Annotated in this window: 16 protein-coding genes; 11 read left to right on the top strand and 5 right to left on the bottom strand. The window is 58.2% G+C overall.

The annotated features are described in order from the left end of the window. Positions 1 to 5: 5 nt before the first annotated feature. A complete protein-coding gene (locus DXY33_RS08665; protein WP_115132545.1) occupies positions 6 to 509 on the top strand; it encodes a nucleoside deaminase in 504 nt (167 codons plus the stop codon). Here the strand turns inward: DXY33_RS08665 and DXY33_RS08660 are convergent. After that, on the bottom strand, positions 481 to 1,677 hold the full coding sequence (locus DXY33_RS08660) for an alanine--glyoxylate aminotransferase family protein (RefSeq protein WP_115132544.1): 1,197 nt from the start codon (positions 1,675 to 1,677) through the stop codon (positions 481 to 483). The genes DXY33_RS08665 and DXY33_RS08660 overlap by 29 nt on opposite strands. 95 nt (positions 1,678 to 1,772) lie before the next feature. Further along, positions 1,773 to 2,297: an allophycocyanin subunit beta gene (locus DXY33_RS08655; RefSeq protein ID WP_115132543.1), complete on the bottom strand. Its 525-nt coding sequence runs from the start codon at positions 2,295 to 2,297 to the stop codon at positions 1,773 to 1,775. A 206-nt stretch (positions 2,298 to 2,503) separates the two neighbouring features. On the opposite strand from DXY33_RS08655, the gene glnA reads away from it, so the two are divergent. The 3 genes from glnA (at position 2,504) to DXY33_RS08640 (ending at position 5,512) form a co-directional block, all read left to right on the top strand. Further along, a complete protein-coding gene (gene glnA / locus DXY33_RS08650) occupies positions 2,504 to 3,925 on the top strand; it encodes a type I glutamate--ammonia ligase (protein WP_115132542.1) in 1,422 nt (473 codons plus the stop codon). A 114-nt stretch (positions 3,926 to 4,039) separates the two neighbouring features. Next, positions 4,040 to 5,113, top strand: coding sequence for a class I SAM-dependent methyltransferase (locus DXY33_RS08645; protein WP_115132541.1), 1,074 nt, complete (start codon positions 4,040 to 4,042; stop codon positions 5,111 to 5,113). Positions 5,114 to 5,197: 84 nt separating this feature from the next. Then, positions 5,198 to 5,512 carry a copper-binding protein gene (locus DXY33_RS08640; RefSeq protein WP_115132540.1) on the top strand — a complete coding sequence of 105 codons (315 nt, stop codon included), beginning with the start codon at positions 5,198 to 5,200 and terminating at the stop codon, positions 5,510 to 5,512. A 72-nt stretch (positions 5,513 to 5,584) separates the two neighbouring features. Here the strand turns inward: DXY33_RS08640 and DXY33_RS08635 are convergent, their stop codons facing one another. Beyond that, positions 5,585 to 5,794, bottom strand: coding sequence for a hypothetical protein (locus DXY33_RS08635; protein ID WP_244275966.1), 210 nt, complete (start codon positions 5,792 to 5,794; stop codon positions 5,585 to 5,587). Between the two features lie 49 nt (positions 5,795 to 5,843). On the opposite strand from DXY33_RS08635, the gene DXY33_RS08630 reads away from it, so the two are divergent. After that, the gene (locus tag DXY33_RS08630; RefSeq protein WP_114989049.1) at positions 5,844 to 6,098 is read left to right on the top strand and encodes a DUF6439 family protein; all 255 of its coding nucleotides are present in this window, start codon (positions 5,844 to 5,846) and stop codon (positions 6,096 to 6,098) included. On the opposite strand, the gene DXY33_RS08625 is transcribed toward DXY33_RS08630, so the two are convergent. Together DXY33_RS08625 and DXY33_RS08620 are read right to left on the bottom strand one after the other, a co-directional pair. Then, positions 6,058 to 6,495 (bottom strand): ATP-binding protein, encoded by a 438-nt coding sequence (locus DXY33_RS08625; RefSeq protein ID WP_115132539.1) that lies wholly within the window; start codon positions 6,493 to 6,495, stop codon positions 6,058 to 6,060. The two genes, DXY33_RS08630 and DXY33_RS08625, sit on opposite strands and share 41 nt — an antisense overlap. A gap of 53 nt (positions 6,496 to 6,548) precedes the next feature. Continuing rightward, positions 6,549 to 7,268, bottom strand: a complete 720-nt coding sequence (locus DXY33_RS08620; protein ID WP_115132538.1) for a GUN4 domain-containing protein — start codon at positions 7,266 to 7,268, stop codon at positions 6,549 to 6,551. A 39-nt stretch (positions 7,269 to 7,307) separates the two neighbouring features. Here DXY33_RS08620 and mnmH point away from each other — a divergent pair, with 39 nt between their 5' ends. The 6 genes from mnmH to DXY33_RS12035 all read left to right on the top strand — a co-directional run bounded on the left by mnmH (position 7,308) and on the right by DXY33_RS12035 (position 12,835). Then, positions 7,308 to 8,351, top strand: a complete 1,044-nt coding sequence (gene mnmH / locus DXY33_RS08615) for a tRNA 2-selenouridine(34) synthase MnmH (protein ID WP_115132537.1) — start codon at positions 7,308 to 7,310, stop codon at positions 8,349 to 8,351. Between the two features lie 31 nt (positions 8,352 to 8,382). Next, positions 8,383 to 8,766, top strand: coding sequence for a photosystem II reaction center protein Psb28 (gene psb28 / locus DXY33_RS08610; protein WP_025362320.1), 384 nt, complete (start codon positions 8,383 to 8,385; stop codon positions 8,764 to 8,766). Further along, entirely contained in the window at positions 8,763 to 9,842 is a 1,080-nt protein-coding gene (locus tag DXY33_RS08605; RefSeq protein WP_115132536.1) for an AI-2E family transporter, read from the top strand. The genes psb28 and DXY33_RS08605 overlap by 4 nt, the downstream gene beginning before the upstream one ends. Continuing rightward, positions 9,839 to 10,828 (top strand): AI-2E family transporter, encoded by a 990-nt coding sequence (locus tag DXY33_RS08600; protein WP_115132535.1) that lies wholly within the window; start codon positions 9,839 to 9,841, stop codon positions 10,826 to 10,828. The genes DXY33_RS08605 and DXY33_RS08600 overlap by 4 nt, the downstream gene beginning before the upstream one ends. A gap of 295 nt (positions 10,829 to 11,123) precedes the next feature. After that, entirely contained in the window at positions 11,124 to 11,555 is a 432-nt protein-coding gene (locus tag DXY33_RS08595) for a hypothetical protein (RefSeq protein ID WP_115132534.1), read from the top strand. 314 nt (positions 11,556 to 11,869) lie between these two features. Next, entirely contained in the window at positions 11,870 to 12,835 is a 966-nt protein-coding gene (locus DXY33_RS12035) for a class I SAM-dependent methyltransferase (protein ID WP_136975446.1), read from the top strand. Positions 12,836 to 12,895 lie beyond the last annotated feature (60 nt).

Here is a 12,895-nt window from a genome sequence, read left to right as displayed (position 1 = left end):
GTGGGATGGTGCTCAAAGGACAACGTGGAACAGCAGTGGATCAGCGGGATGAGTTCACTCGCTGGATGGATGTTCTGCTCCAGCGCGCGGAGGAAGCTGGAGCAGAAGGAGAAGTTCCGGTGGCCGCAGTGATCCTGGATGGACAGGGCCGGGCCATCGGCCATGGACGGAACAGGCGACAGAACGACAGGGATCCCCTCGGGCATGCCGAACTGGTGGCCTTGCAACAGGCAGCGATCGTTCAGGACGACTGGAGATTCAACAACTGCACCCTGATCGTGACCCTCGAACCCTGCCCCATGTGTGCGGGAGCCTTGGTGCAGGCCCGCATGGGAACCGTGATTTTTGCGGCATCAGATCCCAAGCGCGGTGGCCTGGGGGGAAGCCTTGACCTCTCCACTCATGCCAGTGCCCATCACCACATGAAGGTGATTCAGGGCGTGCGCGAACCCGACGCGAGGGAGCAGCTGGAACGCTGGTTCAGGCGGCGGCGGCGACGGAACCGCTGAAGCGAGGCAGCTCTGTCTCAAACAGGTTGAGCAGACGGTTCACGTTTTCAGGGGTGGAGTTGTACCCCATCAGGCCGATGCGCCAGATTTTGCCGGCCAGGCTGCCGAGTCCACCACCAACTTCAATGCCGTGGTTGTTGAGCAGGTGCTGACTGAAGGCCTTGCCATCCACACCTTCAGGGATGCGAACTGTGGTGAGGGTGGGCAGTCGCCGCTCGGCCGGCACATGCATCGAAAGGCCGAGACTTTCCAGCCCGTTCCAGAGCATCTCCGCATTGCTGCGATGGCGTGCCCAGGCTTGGTCAAGACCTTCTTCAGCCAGGAGACGCAGGGCCTCACGCATGCCGAAGTTCATGTTGACCGGCGCGGTGTGGTGGTAGACGCGGTCGCTGCCCCAGTACTGGTTCAACAAGGAAACGTCCAGATACCAGTTGGGCACCTTGCCCTGACGGGCTGTCATCTTGGCCTCGGCACGGGGGCCCATGGTGAAGGGTCCGAGCCCGGGAGGGCAGCTCAGGCCCTTCTGGCTGCAGCTGTAGGCGAGATCGACTTTCCACTCATCGATGTAGAGCGGAACGCCCCCCAGAGAGGTGACGGTGTCGAGCAGCAGAAGGCAATCATGCTTCCGGCAGAGGTCGCCGATGCCCTCCATGGGTTGGCAGACACCCGTTGAGGTTTCTGCATGGACCATCGCCAGGATGACAGGCTTGTGCTCAATCAGGGCAGCTTCCAGCTCATCGAGGGAAAACCACTCACCCCAGGGCTTTTCAATGGTCTTCACCTCAGCGCGATAGCGGCCGGCCATGTCAGCCAGTCGCAGGCCGAAATATCCCTTCACCGCCACCAGAACGGTGTCTCCAGGCTCGACGGTGTTGGCAATGGTTGCCTCCATGGCAGCACTGCCGGTGCCGCTCATCGGAAGCGTGAGGCGGTTATCCGTTTGCCAGGCGTAACGCAGCAGTTCCTGCACTTCGCCCATCAGATCCACATAGAGAGGATCAAGGTGACCAATCGGGGTTCGCGACAGAGCCTTCAGAACTGTTGGATGGGCGTTGGAGGGGCCTGGTCCAAGCAGGAGGCGGTCGGGTGTGCCGATCGGTGCAAAGGCTTTGCGGTGACGATCGTCAACAGATAGGAGTGAGTTCGTCGTCGCCAAAGCCCTGTTCATTTGTTCAAGCGTTGAGCCTACGCAGTCACGCCCCTTGGAAGGGGTGAGGGAGGCTTGATTGCAATCTGTTCAGATCTTGCGTTGAGCGTGCTGGATCAGCGCTGGCGCACATTGGTTTCACCCAGGCCCTTGGCCAGGTGATCAAACGGCTGAAGAACGGTGGCGAGCTGATCGGATGCAGCACCGTTGGCCAGAAGCATCTCGGAAACAACCTCTCCCAGCAGAACGATGCTGCGGACCGTTGGGCCGGTGGGAACGCCGAGACTCTTGTAGGTGTCGTCGAGTCCGTTCAGCACACGCTCATTGAGGATCGTGGAGTCACCTGCCACCAGGGCGTAGCTGGCGTAACGCAGGAAATAGTCCATATCCCGCAGGCAGGCGGCGAGCCGACGGGTGGTGTAGGCGTTGCCGCCAGGCAGCAACAGGTCGGGTTCATCCCGGAACAGGCGCTGGCTGGCCTCACGCACAATATCGGCCGAGGATCCATTGATCAGCTCTACGGCCTGAATCCGCAGCGCGGATTCATCCAGATACACATTGATGCTGTCGATCGCCGGGCGGTCGAAATAGCGACCCAGCTGGTCGTAACGACCGATCAGACCGCTGATTGCATCGCGCATGTCCCTGAATCTCCAGAGGATCCCCAGCAGAAGCTAACACCGTTGAGGCGGGCAGATCCTTTGGCATGCCTGCATTTCAGCCAAGTTGACAGAAACGGTTACGCAGTCGCCTTCCAGCAGCTGAAACGTACCTCTTGATACAAAATGGTGACTTGTGGCTGTATACGGTCACATCACTGCACAATTCAGTCGAGCAGTCCCTTCTTATGTCGAAATCCCCCCAGGACGTCCTGCGCCAGATCAAGGACGAAGGCATCGAACTGATCGACCTCAAATTCACCGATCTGCACGGCAAGTGGCAGCACCTGACGGTGTGCACCGATCTGCTGGAGGAAGCATCCTTCACGGAGGGCCTGGCTTTTGACGGTTCATCCATCCGCGGCTGGAAAGGCATCCAGGCCTCTGACATGGCCATGGTGCCGGACGCCAACACGGCCTGGGTGGACCCCTTCTACCGGCACAAAACCCTGAGCATGATCTGCTCGATTCAGGAGCCACGCACCGGCCAGCCCTACGAGCGCTGCCCCCGTGCCCTGGCCCAGCGGGCACTGAATCATCTGGCCAGCACCGGCCTGGCCGACATGGCCTTCTTCGGTCCTGAGCCGGAGTTCTTCCTCTTCGACGACGTCCGCTACAACTCGGCTGAAGGGGGCTCCTTCTACAGCGTCGACACGATCGAAGCGGGCTGGAACACCGGACGGATCGAAGAAGGCGGCAACCTCGCCTACAAGATTCAGGAGAAGGAGGGCTACTTCCCTGTCGCTCCCAACGACACCGCCCAGGACATTCGCTCTGAAATGCTCCTGCTGATGGGTCAGCTGGGCATTCCCACCGAGAAGCACCACCACGAGGTGGCAGGCGCGGGTCAGCACGAACTCGGCATGAAATTTGCTGAGCTGATCCAGGCCGCCGACAACGTGATGACTTACAAGTACGTCGTGCGCAACGTTGCCAAGAAGTACGGCAAAACGGCCACCTTCATGCCCAAGCCGGTCTTCAACGACAACGGCTCCGGCATGCACGTGCACCAAAGCCTCTGGAAAGGCGGTCAGCCCCTGTTCTTCGGCGAAGGCACCTACGCCAACCTCTCGCAGACGGCCCGCTGGTACATCGGCGGCATCCTCAAGCACGCCCCCGCCTTCCTGGCCTTCACCAACCCCACCACCAACAGCTACAAGCGTCTGGTGCCCGGTTTCGAAGCCCCGGTGAACCTCGTCTACTCCGAGGGCAACCGCTCTGCCGCCGTGCGGATCCCGCTCACCGGCCCGAGCCCTAAGGCCAAGCGCCTCGAGTTCCGTTCCGGCGATGCCCTCGCCAACCCCTATCTGGCCTTCAGCGCCATGATGATGGCTGGTCTGGACGGCATCAAGAACCAGATCGATCCCGGCGATGGTGAAGATCGCGACCTGTTCGAACTGGCAGCTGAGGAGCTGTCCAAGATCGCTACGGTCCCCGCATCCCTCAACGGTGCACTGGAAGCGTTGAATGCCGATCGCGGCTTCCTCACCGCTGGCGGTGTGTTCAGCGACGACTTCATCGACAACTGGATCGACCTGAAGTACGAGGAGGTGCAGCAGCTGCGCCAGCGGCCTCACCCCCACGAATTCACCATGTACTACGACGCTTGATCAGCGCCCGTGCATCCCACGACCCGCCTCCAAGGAGGCGGGTTTTTTTGTGGACTGCTGGCCACGCGATTGTGCGCCTCATTCGTTGGAATGGGGTCGTTGTCTGAATCCGCGATGGCGTCAACGCCCCTGAGCAAGCTTGCGTACCAAACGCTTCAGCAAGGCAAAAGCATCGCGGGCCTGGCCCACAAGGAGCTGAGCACCAAGCTGATGGAGCTGTTGGCGCCGGATGCGGTGCCGAAAACCGAGCCCGTGTCCGCCGAAGTTCTTGGAGAGCTGCAGCTGGATATGAGGAAACTCCAGGAACAGGACTGGCAGGACGCCGAACAGGGGATCTACCCCGAGCAGTTGTTGTTTGATGCACCCTGGCTCGACTGGGTCAGCCGCTACCCGCAGGTTTGGATGGATCTTCCCTCCACCTGGGATCGACGCCGCGAACGCAATGTGCGGGATCTGCCCAAGGAAACCGAAAAAGCGCTCTACCCCGAGTACTACCTCCAGAATTTTCACCATCAAACCGATGGCTACCTGAGTGACCATTCGGCTGGTCTTTACGACCTGCAGGTGGAGATCCTCTTCAATGGCACCGCCGATGCCATGCGACGCAGGGTTTTGGCCCCCCTGAAACGCGGCTTGAAGCACTTCGCAGACCGTGCTCCGGGTTCCCTCAAGATTCTCGATGTGGCTACCGGCACCGGCCGGACCCTGCAGCAGATCCGCGCCGCCGTTCCCCACGCGCAACTGATCGGAACCGATCTCTCCGAGTCGTACCTGCGTCAAGCCAACCGCTGGCTAAATGACGGCGATGCATCGCTGGTTCAGCTGATCCGTGCCAACGGGGAATCACTGCCCTTGGCTGATGAATCGGTTCAGGCCGTCACCAGTGTGTTCCTGCTGCACGAACTTCCGGCGGATGCCCGCCAGAACGTTCTCAACGAGGCCTGGCGGGTGCTTGAACCCGGTGGTGTGTTCGTGCTTGCCGACTCTGTGCAGATGGCTGATTCAGCCAAGTTCGCCTCCGTGATGGAGAACTTCAGGCGCGTCTTCCATGAGCCTTACTACCGCGACTACATCGGCGACGACATCGACGCCCGCCTCTCAGCTGCAGGGTTCGAAGGCATCACCGCGGAAACCCACTTCATGACGCGGGTCTGGTCGGCACGCAAACCCATCCCAGAGGCCAGCTGAGGGGATTCCCTTGGATTCCCTGACAGCGTCCCTTGCACGAACGGCTGCGAGCCATAGGGTGTGCTGATTCCCGAAGGGAACGTCATGACCAATCCCTTCCGGCTGCGTTGGCTTCAGGGCTGGACATTCCAGGTGGTGCTTATGGAAGGCCATGTGCAGGTCGAAGCCGATGGGTTCGGTATCTGCCTGCGCACGGCCGTGATGCCTGGGGAAAGTCCTCAGGCTGCAGCCGATCGTTTGGTGTTGTCTGAAGATCGCCGCAGGCGAGCCCTGCACAATGCCTGGCTTCGCGGTCAGGACATGGCACTGCCCGCGGGGGTTACACCCACGAAGGAATCGGCACCGGCCTCGAATTCGCTGGTAGTGGTTGACCAGGCCCATCGCCAACGGGTGGCCTGATCTTCTGATGCGTTCAAAGCTGCGCCAGCAGCCAGGCCAAGGCAAAGCCGGCTCCACCGAAGCGTAAGGATCTCAAGAGCGCTCACCAGACACGGGGGAGAAGTCCCAGCCCACAGGCCGTTGCGTGATCAGATTCGCAGCAAGTTTGCGGCGCTGCAGCCATCGCCGCGCCGCAACACCCGACCGGGCATGGGCCTGACATTGCCCTTGCAACACCAGCAGTGAGGCATGGTGCAACCAACGCAGTTCACGAACGCGTAGTTGACCTTTGCGCTGTTCCACGCCATTGCACCCACATCAACCGAAACTAGATCGATCTGATGATTCAGGTATGACTTCACCTGACGCCCCATGGCCCGACTCCGCTACAGCCAAGGCGGAAGAACTGCACCAGTTGCTCCGCATCGGCGATCGCGACTGGCATCAGCTGAAGAGCAACCGACAGCGGCGTGGAGCTGAGTTACTAGCAGCAGCGATGGTGCAACTGCTCCGCCAAGGGGACAGCGCCGACGTGGAGAACCTGACCCAGCAGGCACTGGGGTGGTTCAAAGGAGAGCTGAAGGATCCGGGCTGTCCGCGTCACTGACGGGCCGACGGCAGGCCAGCTGCAGGCGATTCCCCCGGCGGCTCCAGCGCACATCATCAAAACATTGATGGATCAGGAACAACCCACGTCCGCTGGGAGCATCGAGAGCCGGCGGCAGGGTGGCTGTGCGGGACTGTTGTGGGAGACCGCAACCCTCATCCTGAACCTGCCAGACCATCCAGTTGGGCGTGAGGATGCGGCGAACACGGAGCTTCTTGGCGGGGTTCTCGGCATTGCCATGGCGAACGGCATTGACCAGGGCTTCATGCAACCCCAGCTCAATCCGCTGACTGGTGAGAACACAACCGACGGGCTCGGTCAGCAGCTCCAGCAGAGGAGCCAGCTGCAAGGTCGACTGCAAGGTGAACTCAGCCCAGCGAAACCTCTTGGACGGCACAGTTTGGCCCGTTGACGTCGGTGTTTCGAACTTACCGTTGATGGGAAGCCCCGTCAGGATCTGCGGGCCACAAGTGCCGGATGATTCAAGAGGGAATCCATCAGGCGAACGCCACGGAGCTGATTGATCAACGGCATGTGCCCTTCTGGAGCATCGATCGACCAGGTGAAGGCACCGGGATAACGCGTCCAGACGCCATCACATTTCCAGCCAATCCGGGGCCAAAGGCGTTCGTAACGCCCATCGAGGGCTGACAGCAACTGGGACTGGGCTGTGAAGCCGAAGCGACCTTGGGAATAGACCGTCCAGAGGCGATCAAGACTGACCAGATCAACGCCTGACATCGGCGCAACTTCTGTGAAATAGACGTAGCCCCGTTTCACGGCGGCATCACCGGCCAATTCACGCAGGCACTGGCTGGTGACGCGATCCGCCTCTTCAAAGTTCTGATCGAGCAGCTCCTGCTGCAGCGGTCCATAATCCAGGCCAACCCCGGAATCAGTGGTCAACCAGCCTCGATCGGACGACGCGATGAGAGCGGTGACTGCATCGGGATGGTGGCGCTGCAACACCTGCAAGATCCAACCTGCAGCCCAGTCATCACCGGCGGGGTCAAAGCCAGACAGAAGGTCTGGACCCACCGCAGCCAACTCGTCGGCGCGGGTTTCGATCTGCTTGATCAGCGGACGTCGCTGGCGAGGTGTTCCCTTCGCGAAACGATCCAGCAGCTGATCAACGCTGAGTTTGGTGGCGGGTGTGGAACCGGAGAGCATGAGTGGCAACCGGCCCCAACTGGCTCGGTGTTGGCCACTATGTCAGGCATGGGCGAAACAGGTTCAATCGAGATCCAGCAGCTTCGCGAGCTGAAAGGTCCACTGGTGGACGTTCGCAGCCCCAGCGAATTTGAAAAGGGGCACTGGCCTGGCGCCATCAACGTGCCGCTGTTCAACGATGAGGAACGTGCCGCAGTGGGCACCGCTTACAAGCAGCAGGGACGCACACCAGCGATTCACCTGGGGCTTGAACTCACCGGCCCCAAGCTCAGCAGCCTGGCCCACCAATTGGACAACCTGCGGCAGCAGGGGGAACCACGGATCTACTGCTGGCGGGGCGGAATGCGATCGGCCAGCGTGGCCTGGCTTGCCCAGCAGATCGATCTCAAGCCAAGGCTCCTTCAGGGGGGCTACAAGAGCTATCGGCGCTGGGCCCAAAGCCGCTTTGAGCAGATCTGGCCCCTTCGCGTGATGGGAGGCCGAACGGGAACAGGGAAAACCGATCTGCTGTTGGCCATGGCCGCGCGCGGTGCAGCCGTGGTTGATCTGGAAGGGCTGGCCAACCACCGCGGCAGCAGTTTCGGCGGTCTGGGTCTGCCGGATCAACCCAGCACCGAGCACTACGAAAACCAATTGGCTGAGGCCCTGGATCAACACCAACGCCGTGGGGCCTCAGCCATCTGGTTGGAAGCGGAAAGCATCCAGGTGGGCCGCTGCCGAATTCCCAAGGCCCTTTTCGATCAGATGCAAGAGGCCCCTGTGCTGGAGATTCAGCGCGACCTCGGGGAACGGGTGAACCAATTGGTGCAGGTGTACGGCCACCAGGGGGGAGCCGCTCTGGCTGAGGCGACCGAACGGATCAGCCGTCGCCTGGGGCCCCAGCGCACCAAGGAAGCCCTGGAAGCGATTGCCAGGGAAGACTGGGCCACCGCCTGCCGCGCCACGCTCGATTACTACGACCGCTGTTACGACCATGAACTGGCGCGATCGCCCAAACGCGACACGATCGATCTCTCAGGGCTCAGCGCTGATCAAGCCGCCGAGACCTTGATCGTCGGCGGGTTTGTTGAAATCCCCGATTAGGATCCCTCCCCATCGACGGTTCGAGAACGGCATGAGCAAAGCGGCGATTCAGTTCTTTCGGGGAGTCAACGAGCCGGTGGTGCCCGACATCCGTCTGACCCGCAGCCGCGACGGCCGCACCGGTCAAGCCACCTTCCGTTTCGAGCAGCCTGCTGCGATTGCTCCCGAAACCATGGGTGACATCACCGGAATGTGGATGGTGGATGAAGAAGGCGAAATGGTCACCCGCGAAGTGAATGGCAAATTCGTGAATGGCACCGCCAGTGCCCTTGAAGCCGTTTACTCGTGGAAGTCCGAACAGGACTTCGAGCGGTTCATGCGCTTCGCCCAGCGCTACGCCGATGCCAATGGCTTGGGTTATTCACAAAGCCAGGATTCCAATCAGACTGAAGGGGCCGACGACCAACAAGCTTGAGACTGCCCCAGTGGCTGTTACTGACAGCCTTCATCGCAGCCATCGTCCTGCTGTGGTCGCTGCGTGAGCTGCTGCTGCTGATCTTTGCGGCAGTGGTTCTGGCCATGGCTTTGTGCACCTTGGTGGGCATTCTTCGCGAGCGGCGGCCGATGCAAAGGCCCCTGGCCCTGCTGCTCTGCATCGTTGGATTGTTGTTGTTGGTCGCCGGTGCGGCAGGTGTTGTTGTCCCCCCATTTCTCGAGGAATTCGCACTGCTGTTGCAGAAGCTGCCCGAAGCGGGTCAGACCCTGGTGCGGCTGGGACTCGGTTGGATCGACAGCATCAGTGAGGCCATCTATGGGGCCGATGCATTCCCCGACCTGGATCAACTGGGCCTGAACGGTCCACGCCAACTTGTGCCCGACAGTTCATCCCTCGCCGCTGGTGTGGGCAGTGGCGTGCTGGGTCTGCTCGGTTTGGCAGGCAACCTCGGCAACGGCGTCCTGCGGCTGTTGTTCGTGGTGGCGGTGGCTCTGATGATCAGCATTCAGCCCCAGGCCTATCGGAATGTTGGCCTGCAGTTGATTCCCTCCTTCTACCGACGCCGGGGGCGTCGCATCCTGGATCAGTGCGGTGCTGCCTTGAGCAGCTGGATGGTGGGTGTGCTGATCAGCTCCCTGGCCGTGTTTGTGCTTTGCAGCATTGCGTTAACGCTGTTGGGCGTGAAGCTCGTTCTGGCCAATGCACTTCTTGCAGGGCTATTGAACGTGATCCCCAATGTGGGGCCAACCATGAGCACGATCTTCCCGATGGCGGTGGCTCTGTTGGATGCCCCCTGGAAGGCCGCTGCGGTGCTGGGTGCCTACGTGGTGATCCAGAACATCGAGAGTTACGTGATCACACCATCGGTGATGCACCACCAGGTGAAGCTGCTGCCCGGATTGACTCTGGCGGCTCAGTTCCTGTTCACACTCCTGTTTGGCCCCCTCGGCCTGCTGATGGCGCTGCCTTTGGCGGTGGTGCTGCAGGTGATCATCCGTGAAGTCGTGATCCACGATGTGTTGGATCGCTGGAAACGCCTGGAGCCGGTTCGATGACCGCCGGCACGTTTCTCATTGCACTCACCTTGGTGGTGCTGGTGCTGTTGCTCTGGCACCTGCGTTGGGTGCTGCTGGTGCTCTTTGGCGCCGTGGTGGTAGCCGTAGCCCTGGATGTGCTGATTGTTCAGGTTCAGAAGCGAACCCCACTGGAGCGTCCCCAGGCTTTGGCGGCCGTACTGGGGATTTCGCTCTTGGCCGGGGGGCTGCTAGGGCAACTGCTGGTGCCGGAACTGATCAGCCAGTTTCAGCAACTGGGACGGGATCTGCCGCAGTTGGTCAGCAAGGTGTCCGACCTGCTGAGCAGTGAGCCACGCCTTGCGCAGCTGAATGACGCTTTTGGGGAGGGCCTCAATTTGAAAGGACTTCAGCCATTGCTTGGGTTCGCAGGAGGTGCAGCGAACTCGCTGATTCAACCGTTCTTGATGGTGCTGCTCGCGATCCTGCTGGCCTTGGATCCAAGCGCCCACCGGCGCATGGTGGTGGCCATGACGCCCCGACCAGCCCGGGAGCGGATGGAACACCTGCTCGATGAATGCAGGCAAGCGCTGGGGGGGTGGCTTAGTGGCATGACCCTCTCCGCCACCACCGTGTTCCTGCTCACCTGGGGGGGCTTGTTACTGCTGAAGGCCCCCCTGGCCCTGTTGAGTGCTCTGATTTGTGGCCTGCTCACGTTCGTGCCGACCATCGGGCCTACGGCGGCAACGCTGCTGCCCACGGGATTGGCCCTGCTGCATTCGCCGCAATTGATGCTGTCGGTTCTGGTGTTCCGGCTGGTGCTGCAGAACCTGGAGGCATTTCTGCTCACACCACTACTGCTGCGCAAAACCGTGAATCTGCTACCAACGGTGGCCCTAACGGCTCAGCTCAGCCTTGGTGCTCTTCTCGGACTTCCGGGCGTGCTGCTGGCCCTTCCTTTGGTGGTAGTGCTTCAGGTGCTGATGCAGCGGGTGGTGGTGCAGCAAATCATGGACCGCTGGGCGTAAATCGAGAATTCAGCCCCTGACTAGAAATTCGGTCAAAGCCAGTCCCTCAAAACGTTTCTAGCAATGGCTACTGAACTAGGTAGCGTTGCGGAACGCTCGATTGTGTCCATAATGGCCACAGAAATGGCCACAGAAATGGCCACACTTTTTGGCGAGCCTCACCCGACACGAACTAGCTCTTGAGCAGCAGCTCGCAACAGTGAATGACAGGCTGAAGGAAGCAAAGCGCCGTGTTCGGGTAGTCGTTACAAGTGCTCGACACCGGACGCTGCACCTTCGAGCCACAGTCCCTGCGATGCCGGAAGAGGTTCAGGGTCCACCGAGGAAGAGATACATAAAGCTCGAGGTGGCATACACCGCGCAAGGCATTGGAGAAGCCGAGGCACTGGCGATCGACCTAAACACCGACATTGAGCAATGGAGACAGGGGAGAAACTTCGACTGGGGCAAATGGAATAAGCCCAAAAAAAGGCAACGCAGCGATGAGCTGGAGTCCTTCGCTTCCGTCATCGAACGGCTGAAAACGCAGTTCTTCGAAGAGAACAAGGACGAGCCAAGGCAGCAAAAAGATCGCTACTGGCAGACCGACCGAGCGACGCCTTTCCGCAAGTTGGATCAGTCCCTTCCTTACTCGGTTGGGCATATGCGCGAGACCATCGAGGGCTTGCCCAAGAACAGCAGTCCCAGAAAGCGGCTATCTCCCGCCTGCGTTCAGTTGATGATGTAAATGCGTGAACATTTCAATGTGGTCGAAGAAATCAAGGCACTTCGCCGTGAATACTGCAAAAAGTCGCACAACCCTGGCGATATCTTTAGCAATGCTTAGATCCTTATAGACATCGGCAAAATCAAGCCCGAGTGGCGTTGGGATCTCCAGATTTTGTTATGTCTTCGGCTGGCGGCCACATGAGAATTGGGAAGCAGAGGTCCTCGACCATTTAAAGCAATTTAATGATAAAGCACAAAAAAGTTGCTGAGATTTAGCAATTGCCGCGCTAAATATCTTAATGCTATAATTACGTGTAGCAACGCAAAAGCTAAATGAGCTTGGTCTACTCTTATATATTCAATTCATTAGTAGAAGGGCTTCCCATCCGTATCATTAATTTTTACGGTGACCCCAAATTTAGAGCAGAAATTAAAAAATCCGATGCAAGTCTTTATAGAATAATTGATGAATATGTTAAAACTCGAGACCTTGTTGAATTATACAAAGAGGTTTCCAAGATAAAATTTCCAATTGAGTCCTTGCCGCCTTGCTACCAAGAAAGTAATTCCACTCGTCTTTTTTCCGAAATGGCGAAACTTTTTAGCTTGAAGCCCGAGCACCTTAACAGATTCAACGAAACCCAATTGGATTACAGCCAAATAACAAATATGCTGAACCCAATGCTTGCCAGAGAAACATACGTCCTAAAATACGAAATTCACTGCTGCATGTATGAAAATATACTTAAAAGAAATGCAATATCGAGCATATTGGAAATAGGTGTATTTTTAGGTGGTTCTACACATGCATGGCGCCTGAGACTGCCTAAGTGTAAGTTATACTCTATGGACATAAATCATCCTCACCAGGATCGTTTTAACTTAGAAAGATGTAAGTCAAAATTTACGATAGGGTCGGCAATTAACATGAAGGATTTGCTTAAGGTCACTAGCGATGCTCCATTTGACATGATTATTGATGACGCATCTCATTTACTTTCTCACCAAATAGGCACATTCCTTGCATTGTCAATAATGCACTCCTGGTCTATTTGCTACGTCATAGAAGATTTAGACTTAAAAGAGGGAGAGCAGCAATCTTTTATGAATTTCGTAAGACTTCTTCGAAGATTTAAGGAGGACAAAGATGTTAACGCTTTCATGGATAGTGTTTACAAGTTCAGAACGGAAGAAACTAATGAAATTTTTGACTTTGCAGTAATTAATAGAGGAGAGCTAATGAACCTGGCAGAGTGCAATGTAAGTTTTTTTGGCGACAATATATGTTTTGAGCATTAATTAAGTCTAAACAAATAGTCAGCTGCTAAATTCTCTGATGAGGCGGAAATGCTCCAGCAG

It is taken from the genome of Synechococcus sp. N26 (assembly GCF_900473975.1).
GTDB lineage: Bacteria > Cyanobacteriota > Cyanobacteriia > PCC-6307 > Cyanobiaceae > Parasynechococcus.
This window is presented reverse-complemented; position numbering and strand designations above follow the sequence as displayed.

Bases quoted from the DNA above. Each gene is read 5' to 3' on its own strand.
- DXY33_RS08665 (WP_115132545.1), top strand. From the start codon at position 6: ATGGTGCTCAAAGGACAACGTGGAACAGCAGTGGATCAGCGGGATGAG.
- DXY33_RS08660 (WP_115132544.1), bottom strand. From the start codon at position 1,677: ATGAACAGGGCTTTGGCGACGACGAACTCACTCCTATCTGTTGACGAT.
- DXY33_RS08655 (WP_115132543.1), bottom strand. From the start codon at position 2,297: ATGCGCGATGCAATCAGCGGTCTGATCGGTCGTTACGACCAGCTGGGT.
- glnA (WP_115132542.1), top strand. From the start codon at position 2,504: ATGTCGAAATCCCCCCAGGACGTCCTGCGCCAGATCAAGGACGAAGGC.
- DXY33_RS08645 (WP_115132541.1), top strand. From the start codon at position 4,040: ATGGCGTCAACGCCCCTGAGCAAGCTTGCGTACCAAACGCTTCAGCAA.
- DXY33_RS08640 (WP_115132540.1), top strand. From the start codon at position 5,198: ATGACCAATCCCTTCCGGCTGCGTTGGCTTCAGGGCTGGACATTCCAG.
- DXY33_RS08630 (WP_114989049.1), top strand. From the start codon at position 5,844: ATGACTTCACCTGACGCCCCATGGCCCGACTCCGCTACAGCCAAGGCG.
- DXY33_RS08620 (WP_115132538.1), bottom strand. From the start codon at position 7,268: ATGCTCTCCGGTTCCACACCCGCCACCAAACTCAGCGTTGATCAGCTG.
- mnmH (WP_115132537.1), top strand. From the start codon at position 7,308: ATGTCAGGCATGGGCGAAACAGGTTCAATCGAGATCCAGCAGCTTCGC.
- psb28 (WP_025362320.1), top strand. From the start codon at position 8,383: ATGAGCAAAGCGGCGATTCAGTTCTTTCGGGGAGTCAACGAGCCGGTG.
- DXY33_RS08600 (WP_115132535.1), top strand. From the start codon at position 9,839: ATGACCGCCGGCACGTTTCTCATTGCACTCACCTTGGTGGTGCTGGTG.
- DXY33_RS08595 (WP_115132534.1), top strand. From the start codon at position 11,124: ATGCCGGAAGAGGTTCAGGGTCCACCGAGGAAGAGATACATAAAGCTC.
- DXY33_RS12035 (WP_136975446.1), top strand. From the start codon at position 11,870: ATGAGCTTGGTCTACTCTTATATATTCAATTCATTAGTAGAAGGGCTT.